Source organism: Mycetocola sp. Y442 (assembly GCF_056898615.1).
The window spans coordinates 29,776-47,370 of record NZ_JBXHBV010000003.1; the positions used below are offsets into that span (position 1 = coordinate 29,776).

Consider the following 17,595-nt stretch of genomic DNA (forward strand, 5'->3'; position numbering starts at 1 on the left):
TTTATCCTACCGCTGGCTGTCGCGCCGAAAATTCGAGCCGGCCGCCGTTCCTCGTCACTGTGAAGCCGGGAACATCGATCGGACCCTGGCCTTTCCAGTCGGTGACGAGTGCCGCGATCGCGAGCGTGTGGCTTCGCGATAGGGACTGACCGAACTCGCTCGATGCGACCATCCGGATGATCCGGTGCCGGAGTGCGGGAGGGTTCGCTGCCAGCGCGGAGACGGAAACCGCGATGCCGGCCTCAGCGGGTTCGCAGATCTCCTCGATGAACTCGTCGATCATCGCGTCGAACGCCTCGGTGTCCTCCCGGAGCTGCTCGGCTGTGCGAGCAAGCGCTTCAGCAATGCCGGGGCCAAGCTCCTTCTCGAGCACGGGCAGCACGGCCTGGCGGACCCGCACTCGCGTGTACGACGGGTCGCTGTTATGCGGATCCGTCCACGGTTCGAGTCCTTCGGCGGCACAGGCGTCGTGCGTTGCCACGCGCCGAACGCCGAGAAGCGGGCGGAGGTAGTGCCCGCTGACGGGCGCCATCCCCATGAGACTTCCCGCGCCGGAGCCGCGCGCCAGCCCGAGCAGAACGGTTTCGGCCTGGTCGTCGAGGGTGTGACCGAGAAGAAGAGCGGATGCTCCGGTGTCGGTGAGAGCAGATTCGAAGGCCGCGTAGCGGGCGGTGCGGGCCGCTGCCTCTGGCCCGCCGTGACCGTCGACGCCCACCCGGATCACCATCACCGGCTCAAGGCCGAGCGCCCGCGCCTGGTCCGCCGCGCACGCCCCAACATCCGCCGATCCATCCTGCAGACCGTGGTCGATGATCACGGCGCCCGCGCGAATGCCCTGTTTTGGCGCTTCGAAAGCCGTCGCTGCGGCAAGGGCGAGTGAGTCAGGCCCGCCGCTCAGGGCGACGAGCACCGCCTCGCCCTCACGGACGTTTCCGGCGAGCGACTGGCGCACGGCGAGGCGCACCTCGGCAACCGCTTTATCGAGCGGTTCGCGGCGGATATTGCTGTTTGTGGGCATCAAGTAACGTTATTCCAGACTTTGACACAAGGGAGAACACACTTATGGCCGATTACGACGTCGTCGTAGAAATCCCCAAGGGCAGCCGCAACAAGTACGAGGTCGACCACGAAACTGGTCGCGTCTACCTGGACCGCGTTCTGTTCACCGCATTCACCTACCCGGTCGACTACGGCTACTTCGAGAACACGCTCGGCCTCGACGGTGACCCCGTTGACGCTCTCGTGCTGCTCGAGTACCCGGTCTTCCCGGGCGTCGGCATCAAGGTCCGCCCCGTCGGCGTGCTCAACATGAGCGACGAAGCGGGCTCGGACGCCAAGGTCGTCTGCGTCCAGTACAAGGACCCGCGCTGGGCCCACATCCAGGACATCACCGATGTTCCGGAGCAGACCCGCAAGGAACTCGAGCACTTCTTCGCTCGCTACAAGGACCTCGAGCCCAACAAGTGGGTCAAGATCGAGGGCTGGGGCGACGCTGCAGAAGCTGAAGCGATCGTCGAGGCTGGCTTCGTGAAGCTCCGCGAAGAAGGCGGCCACTAGGCATCCGTTTGAACGACACAACCCCGCATCCAGATCCGGATGCGGGGTTTTGTCGTTCGAAGGCCCGGAATTCCGCGGTTTTTGCCGACGGCACTCGCTCGTTTTGCAAAAACGTGTGTGAGCACCGTATGCTTACTTCTCGGTAGTTACAGAGCCCCTCAAAGGCTCGCGGCCCCATCGTTTAGTGGCCTAGGACGCCGCCCTTTCACGGCGGTAGCACGGGTTCGAATCCCGTTGGGGTCACAATAACTACTACACTGAATACAAGTAAAAAAGTAAGGCCCTGTAGCGCAGTTGGTTAGCGTGCCGCCCTGTCACGGCGGAGGTCGCGGGTTCAAGTCCCGTCAGGGTCGCTGAAGTGAAGAGCCCTTCCGAAAGGAAGGGTTTTTCACCTTCCAGCGGCAGAAACGCCGTTGGGCTCTGTAGCTCAGTTGGTAGAGCGCACGACTGAAAATCGTGAGGTCACGGGATCGACGCCCGTCGGAGCCACTGAAATCCTCGTAAGGCTTCTACTTGCGGGGATTTCTTCATTTAACCGCGCAGGCCGCCCAGCCCGGCGCAGCCCCGGCCCCGGCCCCGGCCCTGGCGCAGCCCTCCCGCGCCGAACGCATCACTTCCGGTCGAACACACCGGTTGCGCCGGATGCTTTCGACCGCAACTGATGCTTTCGCTGAAGAGCGAGGTTGGGCTGGCCTCGTCCGCGGATCTACGCCTCTCCGCGACCTGAGATGTCGACGAGGTTCGCCTCGACGCCGGCCAGGAACTGCGCCCCCAGCGCGGTCAGCGACAGTTCCTTGAGTTTGGCGCCGGTTCGAGGTGCCGCAACCTCCGAACTGTGCAGCAGGCCGGCGTCCTGAAGCCGCTTCAGGGTCCGGTACAGGCTGCGTTCGGTAATCGACCAGCCGGTACGCGACGCAACCTGGTCCGCTATCGCGGCAATCGTCACCGGCTGAAGGTCATCCACCACGCGAAGGATCACCGGCGTCAGCATCGACTTCTTGTAGGTCTCCACCCACGATTCGACCCGGCCTTCCGCCCATTCCTGCTCTTCGGTGGGGTGCGTCACGGTCAGTCTTCCCAGCCGCGGCCGAGCACAGCGCCGGTGAGATGAAGAAACAGCCCGATTCCCCAGGCAGCGCTCATCACAAGCGTCGCGCCAAACCAGGGAGTCGCCAGAAGCTCAGTGGCCGGGGACTCGACGGAGATCGCCCGAATCACCGCGTGCACGCTGAACGACGTCGTCACAGCGAGAAAAGCGATGGTGTGAGCGATCGCGATGCCGAAGCGAATCTTCGCGAGGGTGCGGTAGTTGCGCCACATCCACGTGCCGATACCGAGGGCGACGACAGCGGTGAGGACCCCGGCGAGGGTGCCGACCTCTCCCCCGGTCAGTGCGATGAGTACCTGGATGAGCACCACTGCAACAACCAGGACGAGCAGGTATGGCAGAAGTACAGAACGGGCGTTGACGGCGGCCGGAGCGATCGATTGTGTGGTCATGAAGGCACTGCACCAATGGAACACTACCAGCGGTAGTGTTCGCCAGAAAGTCTTCACCGCGCCCGGCGAGCGCATCACTTCCGGCCCAGAGCACCAGTTTCGCGGGATGATCTCGACCGGAAATGATGCTCTCGACGTCGTCGGCAGACAGCGTGGCCAGCACGGCATCCGTATCTGAGGATTCCTCACCCCTCTATCTGGGGGGACCCGGCGCGGCTCGCGGCCGCTACTGTCAATAGTGCACCAAACATGAGGCAAGCTCGCTTTTCGGGAAGGCGAGCTTCCTCGCTGGACTTCGCGACGCCCCGGCGTCGTCAGCGTTATCCGGCGCGCCCGAACATCGGGAGTGACACCACTTCACGTGGCTCGCTCCTCTGACCCAGCCACCTCAGCGCCCCCTCAGACGGCATCCCTTTTCAGCGACCAGACGTGGCACACCATGACCGAAATCAAATCACGAATCTTCTTCCCCGGGTTCAGCCGGATCTCGACCCGACCCGCTCCGGACGCGCGCGACCACACCCTCCGCCAGGAGTCCGAGCGAGTGTGGGCCCGCAATTATCGCGTCCGGTTACGCATCACGGACTTTGCCACCATCGTCTTCGCCGTCACGGTAGCCTTCCTGCTCCGTTTCGGAATCGAGGCCATCCCGGCGAGCGCGCGAATCGAGGACGCCCAGTACATCCTGATCTCCGCCACGATCGTTGTCGCCTGGCTTGTGGCGCTCGTCGCGTTCGGTGTGCATGACTCGCGGGTCATCGGTGTCGGGGCAACCGAATACAAGCGCATCGTCAACGCCAGCGCCACCGCGTTCGGCCTCCTTGCCATCGTCTTCCTGGTCTTCAAGGTCGACATCGCCCGCGGATATTTCATGCTCGCCCTCCCCCTCGGCACGGTCAGCCTCCTCGGCGCCCACTGGCTGTGGCGGCGCTGGCTGGTTTCGCAGCGCACGCTCGACCACTACCTGTGCCGGGCCCTCGTCGTCGGGGAGCTCGACGATGTCGGCTACGTCATCCGCCAGATCCAGCAGAAATCGGGTGCCGGGTACAACGTCGTCGGCGCTGTCGTTTCAAACACGGATGCTCACACCGTGACGACGGGTCAGAAGCCTGTTCCCGTGCTCGGTACAACGGATGTTGCGCAGGTCGCCCGCAATGTCGGTGCGGACACCGTCATCATCGCCGGTCAGCCCAAAGGCGGAGCGAACTTCATCCGGAGCCTCGGCTGGCAACTTGAGGGCACGGCCACCGACCTCGTCCTGGCGTCGCAATTGACGGATGTCGCCGGGCCGCGGATTCACTTTCGCCCGGTTGAGGGGCTGCCCCTCATCCACGTAGAAATCCCACAATTCGAGGGCGGAAAGCACGTCCTCAAGCGCGCATTCGACGTCGCGGCCACGGCAGCCGGAATCGTCGCCCTCACCCCGCTCTTCGTTGCCATCGCCCTGCTCATCAAACTCGACGACGGCGGACCTGTCTTCTTCACCCAGGAACGGGTTGGCCGCGGCCAGCGCACCTTCCGGATGGTGAAGTTCCGCTCGATGGTGACCACCGCTGAGAGCGACCTCGCACAACTCGTCGACCAGAACGAGGGAAATGGCGTGCTGTTCAAGCTCAAGGACGACCCGCGCGTCACCACAATCGGCCGAGTGCTCCGGAAGTTCTCGCTCGACGAGCTGCCACAACTCTGGAATGTCCTCCTCGGCCACATGAGCCTCGTCGGGCCGCGTCCGCCGCTCCCCCGGGAGGTCGAGGCCTATGAGAGCCATGTGCACCGCCGTCTTTACATCAAGCCGGGACTCACCGGCATGTGGCAGGTGAACGGACGAAGCGACCTCAGCTGGGACGAGAGCGTCCGCCTCGATCTCTACTACGTGGAGAACTGGTCACTCACCGGCGACCTCATGATCGTCTGGCGCACCCTCAAAGTACTGCTGAAGCCGATTGGGGCGTACTGACATGACCGTTCCATTCGCCACTCACGAGGCGTCGGATCGCCCGGGGAGGCCACCGCACATCGCGGACACCGCCGACGTCGACGGCCTGGCGCGCATTGGAGACGGCACGCTCGTCTGGCACCTTGCCCAGGTACGTGAGCGCGCCAGGATCGGCGCGGGCTGCATCCTCGGCCGCGGCTCCTACATCGGTCCAGGCGTGGTTCTCGGCGACAACTGCAAGATCCAGAACTATGCCCTCGTCTATGAGCCCGCTGTTCTCGAAGACGGCGTCTTCGTCGGTCCGGCAGCCGTCTTCACCAACGACGTCTTCCCCCGCGCCATCACCGTCGACGGCAAACGCAAGGATGCAGAGGACTGGGATGCCGTCGGCGTCACAGTGCGCACCGGCGCGTCCATTGGGGCGCGTGCCGTCTGCATCGCCCCCGTGACCATCGGGGCATGGGCGCTCGTCGCCGCCGGAGCGGTGGTGACCCAGGACGTTCCGGACCACGCCCTGGTGGTTGGAGTGCCCGCTCGCCGGATCGGCTGGGTTGGCCGCGCCGGGGTGCCCCTCGAATCCATCGGAGACGGCCTGTTCCAGTGCCCATCGACGGGAGATGAATACCGCGAGCACAATGGCGTGCTCACGGCGGTCCTCCCGCAGACAGGCGGAGCGGGTCGTCTCCGATCGGCTGACGTCCCTTCCCGGGCGAAGGCCGGCGGATGACCGACCGGGCGTCTCGTCTCGCACTGACCGCGATCGTTACAGTGCTGACCCTCGCCGCTTCGATCGTTGTCTTCTCCGCCATTCTCGACACGGCACCCGCCGCCAACGTTCCAGGAACCTCGTCGCCATTGTCGACGGGTGGGGCGGATGCCGTAGCAGGAGGCACCGGTGTGGTCCCGCCCTCCGCTGCCACCGATAACCCGTCCGCCCCGTCCGGAGGGAACGGCGGGAACGGTGCCGCTCAGCCGGGTGGGGACGGCGAAACCGGACCGGTAAACGAGCGGACATCATCCGAAGTCCTGCCCGCTCCGGAGCAAACGAGCCCGCTCGGCCTCCCTGTCTCTCCCCCGCTGCCGGGACTCGTCACGGCTCCGCTGCCCGCAACGGCGAGCGCCACCGGCTCCCTCGTTGCCGGGTTCCCCTCGGCGATCATTCCAGTCGAGGAGGACACGGCCGTGCGGTCGAGCTCCGTCGCGTCCGCCGAAAACCGGCTCCAGGTGACACTCGTCGGCACAACGCCGTCGACCATGGCCGACGTCCTCGAGTTCTACCGCGTCGGTTTCGCTGCGCACCATCTTGTTGACTCCATAGCTCCCGCAACGGAGGGCTCGAGCGCTCTGCTGTTCTCCCGGGGCACGGACACGATCCTTCTCACCGTCACCCCTTCCGCATCCGGCGACACCGCGTACAGCGTCTTCGGCGCATTCACTGCGGCCTAGGGACAGAGCACAACAATGTACATTTCACTCTCCGACGCCGGACCGGCAGAACAGGCCGAGTCGTCTCCCGCACGGCGACCCACCCAGTCCGCTTCAACGCGGGTGTCGTCCGTGGTGATCGCACTCGGCATAGTGAGCATGTTCACCGACATCTCGACCGAATCGGTGTCAGCGATACTTCCCCTGTACATCACGGGCGTCATCGGACTGTCGACGGTCGCATACGGCGTCATCGACGGCCTCTACCAGGGCATCAGTGCCGTGGTCAGGATCGCCGGCGGGTATGCAGCGGACACGGGTGACCAGCCCAAATGGGTTGCCTTCTTCGGCTACGGCATCTCCGCCGTCGCCCGGGTGGGCCTGCTGTTCGCGAGTGGCTTCGCGGCACTCAGCGCTGTTATCGCTCTCGACCGGCTGGGCAAGGGAGTACGAACCGCCCCGCGCGATGCCCTCATCACGGCATCCTCAGACCCCGGCACCCTCGCTCGGTCGTTCGGCGTACATCGCGCGCTCGACACGGTCGGCGCTGCTCTCGGCCCGCTTCTGGCCTTCGCGATCCTGTTTTTCATTCCGGATGGCTACAGCACAATTTTCGTTGTTTCCCTCGCCTTCGCGATCATCGGCGTCGTCATCCTCGGCATCCTCGTGCCGAACAAGCGTCCGCGGGCGGAGCGCGCCACAACCGGGGCTGTACCCGCGGCGCGGTTCCGCTGGCGTGACCTCAACGACTCACGGCTTCGTCGCCTGCTGCTCACGGCGGGCCTGCTCGGTCTCGTCACCGTCGGCGACGGGTTCATCTATCTGGTCCTGCAGAGCAAGAGCGGGTTCGCCACCGAGTACTTTCCGCTGCTCTACGTCGGCACGAACGTCGCGTTCCTAGCCCTCGCCATCCCACTGGGCCGATTCGCTGACCGATTCGGCCGGGCACGCGTCTTTATCCTCGGCCACGTCGCCTTGCTCGCTGCTTACGTGTGCGCCGCGGTTCCTGCCACCGGCTGGCAGCTCACCATCACCTGCCTGGTCCTGCTCGGGGCGTTCTACGCGGCGAGCGACGGCATCCTCGCGGCGCTGGCCGCCCAGACCACACCGGTCGACACCCTCGCCAGCGGCATCGCCGCGGCGCAGACCGCAGTCGCGCTGTCCCGGCTCCTCGCTTCCGTCGGCTTCGGATTGCTCTGGTATTCGCTCGGACGGGACGGTGCCATGTTCGTCGCCGCCACCGCCCTCGCCGTCGTCATCCCGGTGACCATCGTCCTCCTCCGCGATGCGCTCAGGACGGTGAGGCCGGCATGACCATCTCACGGACCAAATGGCTCTCGCTCCTGCTCATTTCCGCCCTCGTCCTCGGCGCAGCGATTGCCTACGGTACTTCGGCGTACTCCAGGTACCAGGCGCGGGCAGCGGGGCCAAGTGAAGTACGTACGACGTCGCTCAGCACGGATGCCGCTCTGCCACGGATCGTGTTCAGGAACACCGCAGAGGGCCATGGCTACGGGAAGGTGGCCACGGTCCCGCTTCAGACCCCGTCCGCGGACCGGGCTCTCAGTGACACCGCCTGCGACCGGGTCTATGCCGCTGCCGGTGTGCTGTCCTGCCTGCGCATTCAGCGGGGCATCCCAACGACCTTCTCAGCCACCGTCTTCGACCTCGCTGGCACGGAGGTGGCATCGTGGCCGCTTCCCGGCATCCCGAGTCGCACACGACTGTCTGGTGACGGCTCCCTCGTCTCCACGACCTCTTTTGTGACGGGACATTCCTACGCAACCGTGGGCTTCTCCACGGAGACGGTCGTCTCGCGAGTCGGCGGCGAGAGCTACGGCAACCTCGAAGACTTCGCCCTGTTCATCGACGGTGAGCGCCTCACGGCGGCAGACCGGAACATCTGGGGCGTCACCTTCGCCGCAGACGACACGACCTTCTACGCGACGGCGGCGTCGGGCGGCCAGACCTGGCTGGTGCACGGAGACCTGCTCGAGCGCACGCTCACGGCGGTCGCGAGCAATGCCGAGTGCCCGTCACTCTCGCCCGACGGGAGTCGCGTCGCTTACAAGAAGAATTCCGGAACTCCGGAAGCCCCGCACTGGGGAATCGCAGTACTGACCCTGACAACCGAGGAGGAAGTTGTGCTTCCAGAATCAAAAAATGTCGACGACCAGGTGGAGTGGCTCGACGACTCGACGCTCCTGTACGGCCTGGCTCGCGAGGACGCGATCGGCGACAGCGACGTATGGGCAATCGACAGCGAGGGAGCGACGGCGCCGTCGCTGTTCATCGAGCACGCCTGGTCACCATCGGTGGTGACGAAATGACGCTCGTTCCTGAACGCCGGATCACCCTCGGTGGAGTTCCTGTCGATGTGAGGGGGTTCGACGAAGCTGTCGACCTCATCGCGTCCCGTCCACTGGCCCACGAAACGACGCCGCTCGCCGTGGCATCCATCAATCTCGACCACATCCACCACTTCGGCACCGGGTCCAAATGGGGAACCAGGCTCATCGCGCCCACACGACCGCCCACCCACCCCCCGGTGGAATGGCTCAATCTCATCGACGGCGCACCGGTCGCCGTGCGGGCCCGCCAGCTCGTCGGCGAGGATTGCCCACGGCTCGCTGGGAGCGATCTCATAACTCCGCTCCTTGACCGCGCCGAGCAAACCGGTGCGTCCGTGGGCTTTCTCGGCGGCTCGCCCGAAACGCAGGAGCTGCTGAGCAGCTACCTCCGATTGACCCGACCGTCACTGCAGATCTCCGGATTCTGGTCGCCAGCGCGTGAAGAGCTGTCAGATCCGGATGCCTGTGGCCGCATCAGTCAGGAAATCAGCGATGCAAAGACCGACATTCTCATTGTCGGGCTCGGCAAACCGCGACAGGAATTGTGGATCGCGGAGTACGGCCCCGCGACGCATGCAACGGTGCTCCTCGCCTTTGGCGCCGTTGTGGACTTCCTCGCCGGACGGGTACGGCGAGCGCCGAAGTGGGTGTCATCGGCGGGACTCGAATGGGCATGGCGCCTCGTACTCGAACCACGCCGTCTCGGGCGACGTTATCTCGTCGAGGGGCCGACCGCGCTGCTCAGGATCATGGCATCCGGGGCCGCACCGGGTCTTCCGGTGAGAGCGGATACCGCCGTGCCGCCGCCGGGCGGTGAGACATGACGCTCACCAACGGCGTGACTCCGCTCGGTTCGACGGCAGACGCAACGTTCGCGGGCCCCGGCACGCGGGCCGACGTCGCCGTCGTCATCGTGACCTACAACAGCGCCGCTGACATCGACCGCCTGATTTCGAGCCTGCGCCACGAAGCAGAGCACTCGCGTCTCAGGGTCATCGTTGCCGACAATCATTCCGTCGACGGCACGCTCGAGATTGTGGCGCGTCATCCGGACGTGATCGCGTTTCGAACGGCGGGCAACGTCGGATACGCGGCGGGCATCAACGCCGCCCGCGAGCACGTGGGAGACGCGGAAGCGATTCTGGTGCTCAACCCCGACCTCGAGGTTGAGCCCGGTGCCATCCGGACACTGCTCGCCCGCGTCGAGTACTCGGCCGCCGGTGTCGTCGTGCCGCGCATTCTCGAGGACTCCCGCGTGACCTACGAATCATTGCGCCGGGAACCGACACTGTCCCGGGCGATCGGTGACGCCCTCTTCGGCAGCCGGTGGGCCACTCGACCCGGCTGGCTCTCGGAGATGGTCTATGGCCCTGCGCCGTATCGCCGGGCTCACACGGTGGAGTGGGCAACCGGCGCAGCGCTTCTCATCCGGGGCGACGTCGCCAACCTCGTCGGTGGCTGGGATGAACGGTTCTTCCTTTACTCGGAGGAGGTCGACTACTTCCGGCGAGTCCGCGACGCGGGTGAAGTGGTCTGGTTCGAACCGGACGCCGTCGTCCGGCACAGCCAGGGAGGGTCAGGGACCTCGTCAGACCTCGTGGCACTCATGACCGTCAACCGCGTCCGGTACGTCGAGAAAGGGCACGGACCCGGATATGCGGGTGCGTACCGCCTCGCAGTCGTCCTGCACGAACTGCTGCGCTTCTCACAGCCGGACCACCGTCGATCGCTGCGCTTTGTGATTCGCAGGAAATCGTGGCAGTCCCTTCCCCGCGCGACAGGAGCATCCGAGTAATGGTTCTCACCGAATTCCCGTCTGGCGCGATCCTTATCCCCGCTCACAACGAGGCCTCGGTGATCGACCGCACACTTCGGCACCTCGCGCCCATTGCCGAGTTCGACAACGTCGAAATCTGTGTGATCTGCAACGGGTGCACCGACGATACGGCCGAGCGTGCTCGCAAGCACACGGGGGTACACGTTCTCGAAATTTCCGAAGCATCGAAGACGGCGGCGCTCAACGCCGGCGACGCCTGGGTCACCCGATGGCCACGGCTGTACCTTGACGCCGACATCGAAATCGAGCCGGATGCCGTCGCGCGGGTATTCCGCACGCTCACCGGTTCGGTACCCGCTGCCCGACCGATCTACCGTTACGACACCAGCGGAGCATCCGCGCTCGTCCGCGCCTACTATCGAGCGCGCAGACGGATGCCGTCGACGCGGTTCGCGTTGTGGGGCGCCGGGGTCTACGCGCTCAGCGAGTCCGGGCATGAACGTTTCGAGTCATTTCCCGCTGTGACCGCGGACGACCTCTACGTCGATCGCCTGTTCGCGCCGGAAGAGAAACACATAGTGACGACCGTCCCCGTGCGCGTTCGAACCCCGCGGACGACAGCGGCACTGCTCTCGATCCTGCGCCGCAACCAGCGGGGGGTCTCGGAGTTCAGCGGCACGTCTCCGTCAACGAGCCTCAAGGAACTCGTCCTCAGCATCCGCGGGATCGCGAGCGCCCTCGACGCGCTTGCCTATACCCTTCTCGCCGTGGTTTCGCGCTTTCCGCCGCCATGGTCAGGTCGCGGCGGCCCGCCCCGCGCCTGGGAACGGGACAGCACGAGTCGACAGTCGCCATGAGGTACACGCCTTCTCAACCTGAGAATATGTCGACAAAGCCCCCCGTATGGGGGACTATCGAGTGGAGGGAACCCGAATATCTCTTTCGCACGCACCAATTCAGAAGGTCGGATCATGTCTTTATTTCATCGCGCCCGCCAGCCCGAAAAGCGCCGCGCCACCAGCCGATTCCGAGTGACAATCTCATCGGTGGTCGCCGTGCTTCTGGCTCTGGGCTCCTTCCAGGCGGCATACGCGGCGAGCCAGACGGCCCTGGATCCGGCCGTGTCCCCACGCACCATGACTGACCCCGATACCGCCCCCGTCGAGCTTGGAATGAAATTCAGCAGCACAACAGACGGCTCGGTGGACAGCATCCGATTCTACAAATCACCGCTGAACACGGGCGTGCACACCGGCTCGCTGTGGACAGGGGAAGGCGTGCTGCTGGCGCAAACGACATTTGCGAGCGAGTCGACATCGGGGTGGCAAACCGCGACCCTGGCGTCACCGGTGAAGATCCGAGCCAATGAACCATACGTGGTCTCGTACCACGCGCCCGGCGGACACTATTCGGTCACGATCGGCGATTTCGACTCTCCGACGACCCGGGGAGATCTCGCGCTTCCCGCCGGTGCCGGCGTCTACAGTTACGGCGAGTCAGCATTTCCCACGGACAGCTGGGAAAACTCCAACTACTTCGTCGACGTCAGCTTCACACCGTCGCTCGCTTCACAGCCCCAACCGAGCGAACCAGCGACGCCACCGATCGTGACGCCACCGGCAGAGCCGGGCGACCCGACAACGTCCGTCGGCACACTGCGCCAGGTCGACGGCGGCCCGGACTACTTCGACCAGTTCTCCAACTCCCTGCCGACCGACGCGAGCTTCTTCCCGGTCGGCGTGTGGTACGAGAGCATCCTGACTCGTCGCGATGTCCAGCGTGATCGAGACGCCGGGCTCAACCTGTATGTCGAGCTGACGTCAAATTCAGACACGTCCTTGCTGGGTCCGACCGGCCCATACGCCATTACCGGCAATGACATGCCAGGCACGGCCGGGCGGCTCACGACCGATGAAGCGGATATGTGGGGCGGTCCGGGAAGCGCCGCGTGGACCGGAAACGACCCGGGGCAGGGACCGATCTGCTCTCCGGCTGGCGCACAGTGCGGTTACACCATCATGGACACTCTCCGCAGGCAGATCGGTCCGGGCATCCTGGCCTACACGAACTACGGAAAGGGTGTGACTTTTTGGCAGACAGACGACGAAGCAGCTCGATTTGTGAACGACTATCAGGATGTGGTTTCGGTCGACAACTACTGGTTCACTGACCCGAATATCTGCGGCCCGTCCGAGGGCGGCCAAATGGTCGGCGGCCGGTCATTGACCCAGGCCGAATGCCGCCTGGCGAGCAATTACGGGTGGACTGTCGACCGCGTGCGTTCGCTGGTCGAGCCGACGGGGAGCAAGCCCGTGTGGGCTTTTGTTGAAGTCGGCCACCCGTTTAGTGAAAGTTACGCGCCAACGATCACCGGGCCCCAAATCCGCGCGGCCGTCTGGAGCAGCATCATCCATGGCGCTCGTGGCGTTGTGTACTTCAATCACAATTTCGGGGGAAGCTGCCTGTCACAACATGTACTCCGAGACGATTGTGGCTCAGCGGTACGACCGACGGTCACCGCGGTAAACGCCCAGATCGCGAGCCTGGCACCGGTGCTGAATGCACCCTTCCTTGACGGCGTCACCACCTCCGCCGGGGGCGTAGACCACATGACCAAGGTGCACGACGGTCGCGTGTATGTCTTCGCCGGATCGACGCAGCAGGAGGCACAAACGGTGACCATCACGAATGCCTGCGTGGGTACTGGCCCCCTGACGGTGATTGGCGAAGACCGCATTGTGTCCGCAATCAACGGCGCATTCAGCGACGGCTTTGAAGACGGAAACGCGGTCCACATTTACAGTGCCCCGGCAGATCCACGGTGCCTCGAGTGAGTCTGCCTCAGCCGCGCGCAGGAGAAGCGCGTCGGCGTACGTCGCCGCCGCTCTTGCTCCGCTTCGCGGCATTCAGCATCTTCTTCTTCCCCGCGAGCATGATCCTCGAGCCGTTGGGGGCGGCGGGTACAGTTCCGCTGCTTCTCGCCCTGACCCTGTTCGCGCTGTGGTTGGCGTCATGGCTGTTCGGCCTTCATGACCCAGTCGTCTTTCGCCACCCCGGGCGCATCGGGCTCGCACTGCTGATCCTGGGCACCTGCGCGTCGTATGTCGCGCTTTATGCGGGCTGGGTGGGCGAGAGCACCATCGCCGGTCGGGCGTCGGCCGACCGGTGGCTCCTGTTGCTCTTCGCGAGCGCCGGCCTGATCCTGGTCATCACAGAAACCGTTCGCACGATCGACGACGCACTCGTTGTGGTCAGAGCTCTTCTCGCCGGCGGAACGTTCTGCTGCCTCGTGGCGGTGACCCAGTTTTATCTGCACATCAATCCTGTGGAGTGGATTCAGCAAGCCATGCCAGGGTTCGTGTACAACGGCGGTGACACGACCTTCCAAGTGCGTGGTGCCCTGATCAGGGTCGCGGGCACGACCTTTACGCCGATCGAACTGGGCGTCGTCTGCTCGATGCTTCTCCCGATCTCCATTTGGAGGGGGCTACACGATCCGAAGGGCAAGAAGATCGTCCATTGGGCAGGAACCCTCCTGCTTGTTTTCGCCGTTGCGACGACAATCTCCCGCTCAGGTGTCCTCGGAGCGGTTGTGGGCATCCTGACCTTTCTCCCCTTTCTGCCCCGGGCCGCACGGCAGTGGGCACTGGTGCTCTCGCCAGCGGCCATCGTCGGCCTTTTTCTCGGAGTACCTGGGCTCGTCAGCACGCTCACCGGCGCCCTCACCGCAGACGCAAGCGACCCCTCAATCAGCACCAGGACCAACAACTACCCCCGAGTAGCGGAGATGGTGGAGGCCCATCCACTCGTCGGCACCGGCCCTGGGACTTACCTGCCGACAAACGCTCTGCAGATTCTCGACAACCAGTATCTGACCACCCTGGTATCGATGGGGCTTGTCGGACTGGCATGCCTGATCGCCTATCTGACCATCCCAGCCTTCGCCACCCTGGCCGCGGCCAGACGGGCGCAGAGTTCCGAGCTTCGCACCCTCGCCGGGGCCGTTGCCGCGGGCGGGATGGTCGCCGCCGCGTGCTCCGCGACCTTCGATTCCCTGTCATTTCCCGTCTTCGCGCTCCTCTACCCCGTGTTTGTGGGTCTAGGCGGTGCCATTTGGATCATGGTAAAAAAGGAGTATTCCTCAGATTTGGTAACGGCGAGGCCGACCGTCGCTGGAACGTCCACGCGATCCGGAGAACATGATGGAGGCACCCTGTGGACCCGATGAGTGTCTTGAAGACGGTGTGGCGACACAAAGCGTATGTCCTCCCGGTATTGCTCCTCACCCTCCTTGCAGCAGGCTACGTATTCCAGTTCGGCCCGCGGTCCTACGAAGCCAACATGAGCTTCGCAATGGTCAATCCCCGGGTACCAACGGAAACGGAACTCCTCGAGCACCCTGAGCTCGCCGAGCTGAACTCCGACAATCCATACCTGCGCTCGTCCGACCCTGCGCTCATCTCGGACGTCCTGATCACTCGGTTAGGCGACAGGTCGATGATGGAGTCTCTGGAGGACGCGGGCCTCAGCCCTGACTACACGGTGGCCCGCAGCGCAAATGGAAACGGGTTCGTCATCGATATAGTGGGGGTTTCAACGGCGCCCGAAGACGCCGTCGCGACCACGCGGGCGTTGGGCGATGTGCTGGTCAGCGAGTTACGCGCGATACAGACCGTCAATGGGGCGGATGAAACCTACCTCTTCACGGCTCTGGCAATATCGTCGCCAGACCGGGCGGAGGAGCAGTTCTCCAGCCGCCTCCGGTCGGTCATCCTGGTAGCACTCGGCGGCGGCGTGCTCCTGTTCGGAGCCATTTCTCTCGCCCGTTCGCTCGAAATGAGCGGCAGCCGGCCCGCGCCGGGCTCACCGGCCCCTGGCCCAGGCACAGGCGGGCCAGGCGGCAGTGGCGGCACAGGCGGCACTGTTTCCCCGAACCAAATTCCCTACAGGGCGAGGAAAGTGACGAGCGTCCGTCAACCCTCAGAGCCAGACCGCGCCCGCCCGGGTGTTTCCCACCCTGTCGCTTCCACGAAAAGCCACTGACCCCTTCTGGTTGTCAACCGGCCGCCGGCGCCTCAAAGTCTCTGAACGCAGCGCGCCGAACCTCCAACGCGGTACCCGACTTTGCCGAAATCATGACCGCTATATCCGACGGTCGGGTATGTGCAAGCAAATCACCCAACTCTTCTTGGGTCAGCGGTGTCTCTTCGTAATGGTTGACACACCTCATGTCGCCCGTCGACGGACGCAGGCGGTCGCGATCGAAAATCTCATCCACGTACACCCCGTAGAGGATCATTTCGGAGAAGTGGAGTTCCCGCGCAACGGCCGTTTGCCACTGACGGCCAGTAGTAGCCTCGATCCGCCGGAGCATGGACCGCACGATCCTGGGACTCCATGCACAAGGACAGCAGATGTAATCGGGGAGCGGGCCAGGTGGAGTCGCTGAGAGCCCGAGCAGCCGACGAGCGGCGTCATGCCACAGACGATGGCGTGGCAGGGTCCCGTCGATACCCTGTGGCACGCGAAACAAGGCAACAGTACCGTCGGCGCCAAAGGTCTCACCGGTGATCGGACGGATGAGCACCAGGTCGGAGTCGATCAGCAGAACGACGTCGGTCGTCATCGAGGCTGCGATCGCCAGTTTGAGAATCTGCTGGGTGATCCACCCTCTCACAGGCGGATAGGGTCGGCGGAAATTGATCCAGATATTCGCCCGAGGCACCTTGAGGAAGTTTCTCGGCAGATACGCATCTGCTGGCTCGATGACGGTCCGGCGGCTCGCGAGGCCCCGAAACGTCCCGAGGTCCTTCTGCGGAACAATCACGTGATGAACGACCGTGTCGCCGGTATTCCGTAACACACTGGCGACGAGATCAACACAGAGCTCCTTGTCCGGGCGGTAGCTCGGTGTGACAACACTGAGTGACAGGCCCTGGCTCTCACCAGCGGGAAGCGGCCCGGTCACGACAGGTTCCTCTCTCGGGCAAGGTTCCCGCCGTCCCCGCTTGGAGACGGGGAAACCTGTTGGTCCACGAGTTGGAGGAATTGTTTGGCGCGCGCATCCCAGCTGTGCAGTCTGGCAAAGTCCTGGCGCGCCAGGGCCGCGGCGGTATCCTCCGGCTGCTGGAGCGCGGTCTCTACCGCACGCGCGAAGTCGGAAGGCTCGGAACAGAGGGTGATATGAGGGGTGTTCAGCCAACGGGAAGACGGCAGATCGGTTGAAACCACCGGAATTCCCGCTGCGAGATACTCAAGAGTTTTCAGCGGGAAGCTTGCGCGGTTGAAGGCCGAATTCACATAGGGCGTCAGCCCGAGGGCGAGCCGCGACAGGTGCTCCTGCACCTCGCCGCCCGGTACAGCACCGGCCCACTCGACATTGGGTGAGGCCAGGAAGCGGTCCAGCCGCCGCTCAAAGCCGGCGCTTCCGTGCGATCGCGGCCCGATCACGCGGATTGCTACCCCGGTATCCCGCACAGCTTCGAGGACCCCGAGGTCAAGCCGCTCATTGAGCTGTCCAACGAGCCCCACAACGCGATCTCGCACGGCTGGCCGGTAATCGCTGACAGGGAGCGGACTCCCGTTGGGGAGAACAACCGATTCACCCCGATGGTCGACAAGAAGCGATAACTGCTCAAGAAGTTGCGGCGAGACGGCCGCAACAAAGTCCGCTCTCTGGAGATTTTTCGTGAGGATTCTCTTCACCGACGCTCGGGATAGGCCCATGAGCCGAGCCCCTGCTAACCAGTCGTCCGTAACATAGAGCACTCTGATCCCGCCGATGCCCTCGGGAAAGCGAGCCAGAGGGAACGCCACAACCGTTGCAACGACGTGAGCGCTCCTCGCGGCCACAAGCTTCCGGATCTGGTCGCTGAGAAGCCACGACGTTGCGCTTCGGATTACAGGCCTGGTCACGCCCGGCAGGGTCGTGATCGTCAGGCGGGTCACGCCGGGCAGCACGTCTCGCGCCATGAGCCTGGGCTGAGCTCCGCCTAACGGATTCCATCCGACCGGAGGGTCCACCCAGATCACGTGAACAGAGTCAGCGA

At 64.4% G+C, this 17,595-nt stretch carries 18 protein-coding genes and 3 tRNA genes; 16 read left to right on the top strand and 5 right to left on the bottom strand.

Annotated features, from left to right (window positions below; all coding sequences use genetic code 11):
• Position 1 precedes the first annotated feature (1 nt).
• Positions 2 to 1,018: a tRNA lysidine(34) synthetase TilS gene (gene tilS / locus AC1X6S_RS11710; protein WP_483405936.1), complete on the bottom strand. Its 1,017-nt coding sequence runs from the start codon at positions 1,016 to 1,018 to the stop codon at positions 2 to 4.
• A 44-nt stretch (positions 1,019 to 1,062) separates the two neighbouring features.
• On the opposite strand from tilS, the gene AC1X6S_RS11715 reads away from it, so the two are divergent.
• The 4 genes from AC1X6S_RS11715 (at position 1,063) to AC1X6S_RS11730 (ending at position 2,046) form a co-directional block, all read left to right on the top strand.
• On the top strand, positions 1,063 to 1,557 hold the full coding sequence (locus AC1X6S_RS11715; RefSeq protein ID WP_108391867.1) for an inorganic diphosphatase: 495 nt from the start codon (positions 1,063 to 1,065) through the stop codon (positions 1,555 to 1,557).
• 170 nt (positions 1,558 to 1,727) lie between these two features.
• A tRNA-Glu gene (locus AC1X6S_RS11720) sits at positions 1,728 to 1,800 on the top strand.
• A gap of 36 nt (positions 1,801 to 1,836) precedes the next feature.
• A tRNA-Asp gene (locus AC1X6S_RS11725) sits at positions 1,837 to 1,910 on the top strand.
• 63 nt (positions 1,911 to 1,973) lie between these two features.
• Positions 1,974 to 2,046 (top strand) — tRNA-Phe (locus tag AC1X6S_RS11730).
• A 217-nt stretch (positions 2,047 to 2,263) separates the two neighbouring features.
• On the opposite strand, the gene AC1X6S_RS11735 is transcribed toward AC1X6S_RS11730, so the two are convergent.
• Positions 2,264 to 2,623 carry a PadR family transcriptional regulator gene (locus tag AC1X6S_RS11735; RefSeq protein ID WP_483405937.1) on the bottom strand — a complete coding sequence of 120 codons (360 nt, stop codon included), beginning with the start codon at positions 2,621 to 2,623 and terminating at the stop codon, positions 2,264 to 2,266.
• Between the two features lie 2 nt (positions 2,624 to 2,625).
• A complete protein-coding gene (locus AC1X6S_RS11740; RefSeq protein WP_483405938.1) occupies positions 2,626 to 3,057 on the bottom strand; it encodes a hypothetical protein in 432 nt (143 codons plus the stop codon).
• On the opposite strand from AC1X6S_RS11740, the gene AC1X6S_RS11745 reads away from it, so the two are divergent.
• The 12 genes from AC1X6S_RS11745 to AC1X6S_RS11800 all read left to right on the top strand — a co-directional run bounded on the left by AC1X6S_RS11745 (position 3,056) and on the right by AC1X6S_RS11800 (position 15,589).
• A complete protein-coding gene (locus AC1X6S_RS11745; RefSeq protein WP_483405939.1) occupies positions 3,056 to 3,235 on the top strand; it encodes a hypothetical protein in 180 nt (59 codons plus the stop codon). The two genes, AC1X6S_RS11740 and AC1X6S_RS11745, sit on opposite strands and share 2 nt — an antisense overlap.
• A 261-nt stretch (positions 3,236 to 3,496) precedes the next feature.
• Complete coding sequence (locus AC1X6S_RS11750; protein ID WP_483405940.1) at positions 3,497 to 5,014, top strand: sugar transferase; 1,518 nt, start codon at positions 3,497 to 3,499, stop codon at positions 5,012 to 5,014.
• 1 nt (position 5,015) lies between these two features.
• A complete protein-coding gene (locus tag AC1X6S_RS11755) occupies positions 5,016 to 5,720 on the top strand; it encodes an acyltransferase (RefSeq protein ID WP_483405941.1) in 705 nt (234 codons plus the stop codon).
• Positions 5,717 to 6,439, top strand: coding sequence for a hypothetical protein (locus AC1X6S_RS11760; protein ID WP_483405942.1), 723 nt, complete (start codon positions 5,717 to 5,719; stop codon positions 6,437 to 6,439). The genes AC1X6S_RS11755 and AC1X6S_RS11760 overlap by 4 nt, the downstream gene beginning before the upstream one ends.
• Positions 6,440 to 6,454: 15 nt before the next feature.
• Positions 6,455 to 7,732, top strand: a complete 1,278-nt coding sequence (locus AC1X6S_RS11765) for an MFS transporter (protein ID WP_483405943.1) — start codon at positions 6,455 to 6,457, stop codon at positions 7,730 to 7,732.
• Positions 7,729 to 8,748, top strand: coding sequence for a TolB-like translocation protein (locus AC1X6S_RS11770; protein ID WP_483405944.1), 1,020 nt, complete (start codon positions 7,729 to 7,731; stop codon positions 8,746 to 8,748). Before AC1X6S_RS11765 ends, AC1X6S_RS11770 begins: the two co-directional genes overlap by 4 nt.
• Positions 8,745 to 9,593 carry a WecB/TagA/CpsF family glycosyltransferase gene (locus tag AC1X6S_RS11775; protein WP_483405945.1) on the top strand — a complete coding sequence of 283 codons (849 nt, stop codon included), beginning with the start codon at positions 8,745 to 8,747 and terminating at the stop codon, positions 9,591 to 9,593. Before AC1X6S_RS11770 ends, AC1X6S_RS11775 begins: the two co-directional genes overlap by 4 nt.
• Positions 9,590 to 10,564 carry a glycosyltransferase family 2 protein gene (locus tag AC1X6S_RS11780; RefSeq protein WP_483405946.1) on the top strand — a complete coding sequence of 325 codons (975 nt, stop codon included), beginning with the start codon at positions 9,590 to 9,592 and terminating at the stop codon, positions 10,562 to 10,564. The genes AC1X6S_RS11775 and AC1X6S_RS11780 overlap by 4 nt, the downstream gene beginning before the upstream one ends.
• Positions 10,564 to 11,403: a glycosyltransferase gene (locus AC1X6S_RS11785; protein WP_483405947.1), complete on the top strand. Its 840-nt coding sequence runs from the start codon at positions 10,564 to 10,566 to the stop codon at positions 11,401 to 11,403. Before AC1X6S_RS11780 ends, AC1X6S_RS11785 begins: the two co-directional genes overlap by 1 nt.
• Before the next feature lie 174 nt (positions 11,404 to 11,577).
• The gene (locus AC1X6S_RS11790) at positions 11,578 to 13,380 is read left to right on the top strand and encodes a DUF4082 domain-containing protein (RefSeq protein WP_483405948.1); all 1,803 of its coding nucleotides are present in this window, start codon (positions 11,578 to 11,580) and stop codon (positions 13,378 to 13,380) included.
• The gene (locus AC1X6S_RS11795) at positions 13,377 to 14,774 is read left to right on the top strand and encodes an O-antigen ligase family protein (protein ID WP_483405949.1); all 1,398 of its coding nucleotides are present in this window, start codon (positions 13,377 to 13,379) and stop codon (positions 14,772 to 14,774) included. The genes AC1X6S_RS11790 and AC1X6S_RS11795 overlap by 4 nt, the downstream gene beginning before the upstream one ends.
• Positions 14,771 to 15,589 (top strand): chain-length determining protein, encoded by an 819-nt coding sequence (locus AC1X6S_RS11800; protein ID WP_483405950.1) that lies wholly within the window; start codon positions 14,771 to 14,773, stop codon positions 15,587 to 15,589. Before AC1X6S_RS11795 ends, AC1X6S_RS11800 begins: the two co-directional genes overlap by 4 nt.
• Positions 15,590 to 15,602: 13 nt before the next feature.
• Here the strand turns inward: AC1X6S_RS11800 and AC1X6S_RS11805 are convergent, their stop codons facing one another.
• Together AC1X6S_RS11805 and AC1X6S_RS11810 are read right to left on the bottom strand one after the other, a co-directional pair.
• Positions 15,603 to 16,514, bottom strand: coding sequence for a DUF6492 family protein (locus tag AC1X6S_RS11805; RefSeq protein ID WP_483405951.1), 912 nt, complete (start codon positions 16,512 to 16,514; stop codon positions 15,603 to 15,605).
• Positions 16,511 to 17,518 carry a glycosyltransferase family protein gene (locus tag AC1X6S_RS11810; RefSeq protein ID WP_483405952.1) on the bottom strand — a complete coding sequence of 336 codons (1,008 nt, stop codon included), beginning with the start codon at positions 17,516 to 17,518 and terminating at the stop codon, positions 16,511 to 16,513. The genes AC1X6S_RS11805 and AC1X6S_RS11810 overlap by 4 nt, the downstream gene beginning before the upstream one ends.
• Between the last annotated feature and the right edge of the window lie 77 nt (positions 17,519 to 17,595).

Excerpts from the sequence above, each read along its gene's own strand:
- tilS (WP_483405936.1), bottom strand. The coding sequence starts at position 1,018 with ATGCCCACAAACAGCAATATCCGCCGCGAACCGCTCGATAAAGCGGTT.
- AC1X6S_RS11715 (WP_108391867.1), top strand. The coding sequence starts at position 1,063 with ATGGCCGATTACGACGTCGTCGTAGAAATCCCCAAGGGCAGCCGCAAC.
- AC1X6S_RS11745 (WP_483405939.1), top strand. The coding sequence starts at position 3,056 with ATGAAGGCACTGCACCAATGGAACACTACCAGCGGTAGTGTTCGCCAG.
- AC1X6S_RS11740 (WP_483405938.1), bottom strand. The coding sequence starts at position 3,057 with ATGACCACACAATCGATCGCTCCGGCCGCCGTCAACGCCCGTTCTGTA.
- AC1X6S_RS11750 (WP_483405940.1), top strand. The coding sequence starts at position 3,497 with ATGACCGAAATCAAATCACGAATCTTCTTCCCCGGGTTCAGCCGGATC.
- AC1X6S_RS11755 (WP_483405941.1), top strand. The coding sequence starts at position 5,016 with ATGACCGTTCCATTCGCCACTCACGAGGCGTCGGATCGCCCGGGGAGG.
- AC1X6S_RS11760 (WP_483405942.1), top strand. The coding sequence starts at position 5,717 with ATGACCGACCGGGCGTCTCGTCTCGCACTGACCGCGATCGTTACAGTG.
- AC1X6S_RS11765 (WP_483405943.1), top strand. The coding sequence starts at position 6,455 with ATGTACATTTCACTCTCCGACGCCGGACCGGCAGAACAGGCCGAGTCG.
- AC1X6S_RS11770 (WP_483405944.1), top strand. The coding sequence starts at position 7,729 with ATGACCATCTCACGGACCAAATGGCTCTCGCTCCTGCTCATTTCCGCC.
- AC1X6S_RS11775 (WP_483405945.1), top strand. The coding sequence starts at position 8,745 with ATGACGCTCGTTCCTGAACGCCGGATCACCCTCGGTGGAGTTCCTGTC.
- AC1X6S_RS11780 (WP_483405946.1), top strand. The coding sequence starts at position 9,590 with ATGACGCTCACCAACGGCGTGACTCCGCTCGGTTCGACGGCAGACGCA.
- AC1X6S_RS11785 (WP_483405947.1), top strand. The coding sequence starts at position 10,564 with ATGGTTCTCACCGAATTCCCGTCTGGCGCGATCCTTATCCCCGCTCAC.
- AC1X6S_RS11800 (WP_483405950.1), top strand. The coding sequence starts at position 14,771 with ATGAGTGTCTTGAAGACGGTGTGGCGACACAAAGCGTATGTCCTCCCG.
- AC1X6S_RS11810 (WP_483405952.1), bottom strand. The coding sequence starts at position 17,518 with ATGGCGCGAGACGTGCTGCCCGGCGTGACCCGCCTGACGATCACGACC.